The sequence below is a fragment of the Streptomyces sp. NPDC004561 genome (assembly GCF_053602155.1).
In genome coordinates this window covers 1-5,042 of sequence record NZ_JBSGDB010000582.1, presented here as the reverse complement: position 1 = coordinate 5,042, position 5,042 = coordinate 1, and the positions used below count along the sequence as shown (strand labels likewise).

The following is a 5,042-nucleotide window of genomic DNA, read 5'->3' as shown; positions in this document are numbered from 1 at the left end:
CGGCCGATGCCGGTGTCGAGCCGCCACACCGCCGCCAGCCGGGGGGCGCCCGGCGGCAGCGCCGCCGTGAGCGCCGCGCGCAGAGCCCCGTCGTACGGCGTGCTGACCATCCCCAGGGGACGCAGCGCCAACGTGTCGCCGTCCAGCCGGAGATCGGCCGCCGCCGCGTCGACCGCGTCGTACGACGTCCCCGACATCAGCCCGATCACCCTCATCCGTCACGCACCTCCGTCGCAGTCCGCCGCCGGCTCTCCCGGGGCGGGTCCGAGCAGGGCCACCGCGCTCACCGCGCAGGCCGCCGCCGCGTAGTAGGCGGGCACGTCCGGGTCCCCGGTGCGCCGTACCGCCTCGGTGACGACCAGGCCCGCGCAGCCGGAGAACACCGCGTTCGACAGGGCGTAGGCGAGCCCGAGGCCCGTCCAGCGCACCCGCGCCGGGAACATCTCGGCCAGCAGCGCGGGGCCCGGCCCCGCCATCAGCCCGACCACCGCGCCCGCGGCGGCCAGGGCCAGGGCCTTGACCGGCGGTGAGGCGCCCGGGTCCCGCAGCAGGCCGAGCAGCGGCAGGGCCGTCACCACCACCAGCGCGGCGCCCGCGAACAGCACCGGCCGCCGTCCCACCCGGTCGCTGAGCAGCCCCGCGGGCAGGATCGCCGCGGCGAACCCGGCGTTGGCCGGCACCGCGGCCAGCAGCGCCTGCCCCAGGTCCGCGTGCAGCGCGGTCTGCAGATACGACGGCAGCACGACCAGGAAGGTGTACCCGGCCGCCGACCACCCCGTCACCCGCGCCACCGCCCGCACCACCGCCCCGCGCCTCAGCCGCACCCCGGGCCTGCTCTCCCGCGCCATGAACACCGGGGTCTCCGCCAGCCCCGCCCGCAACCACAGCGCCACCAGCCCCAGGGGCAGGGCCAGCAGGAACGGCAGCCGCCACCCCCAGTCGGACAGCCGTCCCCCACCGAGCACGGCGGCCGTCACCGCCGTCACCCCCGCCCCGCCCAGCAGCCCCAGCGCCACCGTGAACGACTGCCACGCCCCGTACAGCCCGCGCCGGCCCGGCGGGGCGAACTCCGTCAGCAGCGCCACCGCGCCCCCGAACTCCCCGCCCGCAGCCAGTCCCTGAAGAGCCCTCAGCAGCGTCAGCAGCCACGGCGCGAGCGCGCCCGCCGTGTCGTACGTCGGCAGCAGCCCGATCAGCGCCGTCGCGCCCGACATCAGCGCCACCACCCCGATCAGCACCGGCCGCCGCCCCCACCGGTCGCCCAGCCGGCCGAACAGGACCGCGCCGACCGGCCGGAAGAAGAACGCCAGCGCGAAGGAGGCGTACGTCCGCACCAGCCCCTCCGCCGCGCCGCCGCCCGCCGGGGTGAAGAACCGCTCGGCCAGCACCGTGGCCAGAAAGCCGTAGACACCGAACTCGTACCACTCGACGAAGTTCCCCACCGACCCCGCCGCCACCGCCCGCACCCCGGGTCCCCGGGTCCCCGCGCGGCGGGCCGGAACCCGCTCCGTATAGGCCAAGGTTGACGCTCCGTCCGCTGCTCACCGGCTGGTCGGGCCGGTGGGGCGTCGTCCGCCCGCCCTCGTTTTCACCCGGCGGGGCAACAGCTGTCCCGACCGGTCACCACACATCCCACCGGACGGCTACGCTCGTGGTCTGTACGTCATTCGGGCGACCTGGGGAGGTAACGGGATGACGGAGGGACGGCCGCCGGCGGCCGCCTCGGCTCCCCTGTGGGAGCGGGACGCGGAGATCGGCACCGTCGCACAGGCACTCGACGTCCTGTGCGCCGACCAGTCGTCCGGGGGCAGCCTGATGGTCTTCCGGGGCGAGGCCGGACTCGGCAAGACCGCGCTGCTGGCCGAGACGCGCCGCATCGCCGAACGCCGAGGCTGCACCGTGTGGTCCGCACGCGGCGCCGAGACCCTGAGGTCCGTGCCGTTCAACGTCGTACGGCAGCTCCTCCAGCCCGCGCTGCTGTCCCTGCTGCCCGGCGAGGCCCGCGAGTACCTCGGCGACTGGTACGACATCGCCGGTCCCGCCCTCGGCATAGCGGACCCCCAGGAGGGCAGCGCGGACCCGCAGTACGTGTGCGACGGACTCGTCGCGGCGGTGCGCCGGCTCGCCCGCCGCGAGTGGCCGCTCGTGCTGCTGATCGACGACGCGCACTGGGCCGACCAGGAGAGCCTGCGCTGGCTCGCCGCGTTCGCCGGGCGCCTGGACGAGCTGTCCGTCCTCGTCGTGGTCACCCGCCGCCCCGGCGAGGTCGGCGGGGACGGCGCCCGCCACCTCGAGGCGGTCGCCGCCGCCGCGGTCCGCCCCGTCGGCAACCTCCGCGCCCTCACCCCCGACGCGGCCGCCGGACTCACCCGCGGCACCCTCGGCCGGCACGCCGACGACGCGTTCTGCCGCGAGGTCTGGGCCGTCACCGCCGGCAACCCCTACGAGGCCGTCGAACTCCTCGCCCGGGTGCAGGACAGCGAACTCCAGCCCGTGGAGGCCCGGGCCGGGGAACTCCGCGCCCTCAACCGCGCCGCCCGCGGCGGCGGGCTGGTCGACCGGCTCAAGAGCCTCGGCCTGGAGGCCACCCGGTTCGCCTGGGCCGCCGCCATCCTCGGCACCGGCATCACCGTCGACATGGTCGCCCACCTCGCCACCATGAACGACGACATCGCCCGGCACAGCGCCGGACTCCTCTGCGACGCCCGCATCCTCACCCGGCCCGACGCCGCCGCCGGCACCGAACGGGACGACGTCGAGCTGGAGTTCGTCCACCCGCTCATCGCCACCGACGTCTACAACTCCATCCCGCCGGCCGTGTGCACCGCCATGCACGGCGTCGCCGCCCAGATCATCGTCGAGATGGGACGCGGCGCCGCCGAGGCCGCCCGGCACCTGCTCAAGGTCCACCCGGACGACGACGAGGAACTCGTCGAGCAGCTCCGGGAGGCCGCCCGCGAGAACCTCGCCGTCGGCGCGCCCGACGCGGCCCGGGTCTGCCTGGAGCGCGCCCTGGCGGAACCGCCGCGCGCCGACGTCCACGCCCACGTCCTCTACGAACTGGGCTGCGCCACCCTGCTCACCGCGCCCGCCGTCACCATCGAGCACCTGCAGTACGCGCTCGGCATGCCCGGCCTCGACACCGACCGGCGCGTCGACGCGGTCGTCCGGCTCTCCCAGGCACTGCTCCACAACGACCAGCTGGAGGAGGCCGTCCGCACCGTCGAGGCCGAGGCCGCCCGGCACGAACCCGGCCCCGTCCGGATGCGGCTGCAGGCCGTGCAGTTCATGTGGGAGGGCATCCACGGCGAGACCGTCTCCCCGGCCCGCTCCCGGCGGCTGGCCGAACTCGCCGCCACCTGCACCGGCCGCGACAACGCCGAACGCGCCCTGCTGATCCTGCGCGGCTTCGACGCGATGACCCACGGCGAGAGCGCCGCCGAGGTCCTCGACCTGTGCGACCGGGCCCTCGTCAACGGCCGCCTCGCGCCCGGCCTCGGCTGGACCGACCCCGAGTGGGGCGTGGAGCTGCTGATGATGCTCGGCAGCGCGTACACCTACGCCGACCGGCTCGACCGCGCCGAGAGCCTCTTCGCCGAGGCCCTGCGCGTCTACACCGGCGCCGGCTGGCGCGGCGGCCACCTCTCCCTGGCCAACGCCTTCCTCGGCCTCGCCTACCGCAGGCAGGGCCGTCTGCGGGACGCCGAGACCACCCTGCGCGAGGCCCTCGCGCTCGCCGAACGCGTCGGCCGCCGCCTGCCGCTGTACTGGTCCGCCAGCTGCGGACTGGTCGACACCCTGCTGGCCCGCGGCCGGGTCGAGGAGGCCTGGTCGATCGCCGAGCAGTACGGCTTCGCCCCGCCCTACCCCTCCACGATCGTGCTCCCCGACATCCGCTCCGTGCGCGGCCGCCTGCTGCTCGCCGTCGGCCGCACCGAAGAGGGTGTCGACGAGCTGGAGGCCGCCGAGAAGACCGCCGCCTCACGCGGCGGCCACAACCCCGTCCTCGCGCCCTGGTCGATCGACCTCGCCAAGGCCCTCGCCCGCCAGGACCCGGACCGCGCCGCCCAGCTCGCCGCCGACGCCCGCCGGCAGGCCGAGCGCTTCGGCACGGACACCGCGATCGGCGAGGCCCTGCGCTGCGCCGCCGCCCTGGAGACCGGGCAGCGCGCGGCCCAGCTCGCCGCCCGGGCCGTCACCTACCTGGAAGCCTCCCCGTGCCAGTACGAGCACGCGGCCGCCCGCATCGAGTACGGCATCGCCGCGGGCTCCGTGACCGAGCTGGACCGGGGCCTCGACCTCGCCCGGTCCTGCGGGGCCGACGGACTGGTGGCACAGGCGAGGCAGGCGCTGCAGTCGGGGAGGGTGCGGTAGCGGGCCCGGCGGCCGCGGCCCGCGCGCCCCGCGGCCCCGCCGCCCGAGTTCGCGCCGTGGACGACGCCCCGGCGGTCGCCCTCAGCCCGACTCCTCCTCGGCGAGCACCCGCTGGGCGGTCGCGAAGGCCGAGTTGGCGGCCGGGACCCCGCAGTACACGGCCGTCTGGAGGAGCACCGCGCCGATCTCGTCCGGCGTCAGCCCGTTGCGCCGCGCCGCCCGGACGTGCATGGCGAGCTCGTCGTAGTGGCCGTGCGCGACCAGCGCGGTCAGCGTGATCATGCTGCGCTCGCGCCGGGACAGCGTGGGGTCGGTCCAGACCTCGCCCCAGGCGTAGCGGGAGATGAAGTCCTGGAAGCGGGCGGTGAACGGGGTCTGCCGGGCCTGCGCCCGGTCCACGTGCGCGTCGCCCAGTACCTCCCGGCGCACCGCCATCCCGCTCGCGGGCGGACCGTCGAACTGGGTGCGCAGCGCGGCCAGCACGGCCCGTGGGGCCTGCGCCGGCGCGAGATGGGACGCCCCGGGCAGCTCCACCAGGGTCGAGGACGGCACCGCGTCCGCGATCTCCCGCAGCTGCGCGGGCGGCGTCGCGGGATCCTCCCGGCCCGCCACGAGGAGGGTCGGTACCAACTGGCGGACGCCGTGCTGCACGACCCGTCGCCGCCTTC

Annotated in this window: 4 protein-coding genes; 1 reads left to right on the top strand and 3 read right to left on the bottom strand. The window is 76.3% G+C overall.

Annotated features, from left to right (window positions below; all coding sequences use genetic code 11):
- Nucleotides 1–215 (bottom strand): anhydro-N-acetylmuramic acid kinase (locus tag ACWEN3_RS41240; RefSeq protein WP_452982283.1); only part of this gene is annotated, 215 nt, incomplete at its 3' end.
- A 3-nt stretch (nucleotides 216–218) separates the two neighbouring features.
- Nucleotides 219–1,466 (bottom strand): MFS transporter, encoded by a 1,248-nt coding sequence (locus ACWEN3_RS41235; RefSeq protein ID WP_452982286.1) that lies wholly within the window; start codon nucleotides 1,464–1,466, stop codon nucleotides 219–221.
- A 226-nt stretch (nucleotides 1,467–1,692) separates the two neighbouring features.
- On the opposite strand from ACWEN3_RS41235, the gene ACWEN3_RS41230 reads away from it, so the two are divergent.
- A complete protein-coding gene (locus ACWEN3_RS41230) occupies nucleotides 1,693–4,374 on the top strand; it encodes an ATP-binding protein (protein ID WP_452982280.1) in 2,682 nt (893 codons plus the stop codon).
- 81 nt (nucleotides 4,375–4,455) lie between these two features.
- Here ACWEN3_RS41230 and pcaC read toward each other — a convergent pair.
- The coding region (gene pcaC, locus ACWEN3_RS41225) for a 4-carboxymuconolactone decarboxylase (protein ID WP_452982277.1) at nucleotides 4,456–5,042 on the bottom strand (587 nt) is incomplete at its 5' end.

Coding starts and splice junctions, on each gene's coding strand:
- ACWEN3_RS41230 (WP_452982280.1), top strand. CDS start 1,693: ATGACGGAGGGACGGCCGCCGGCGGCCGCCTCGGCTCCCCTGTGGGAG.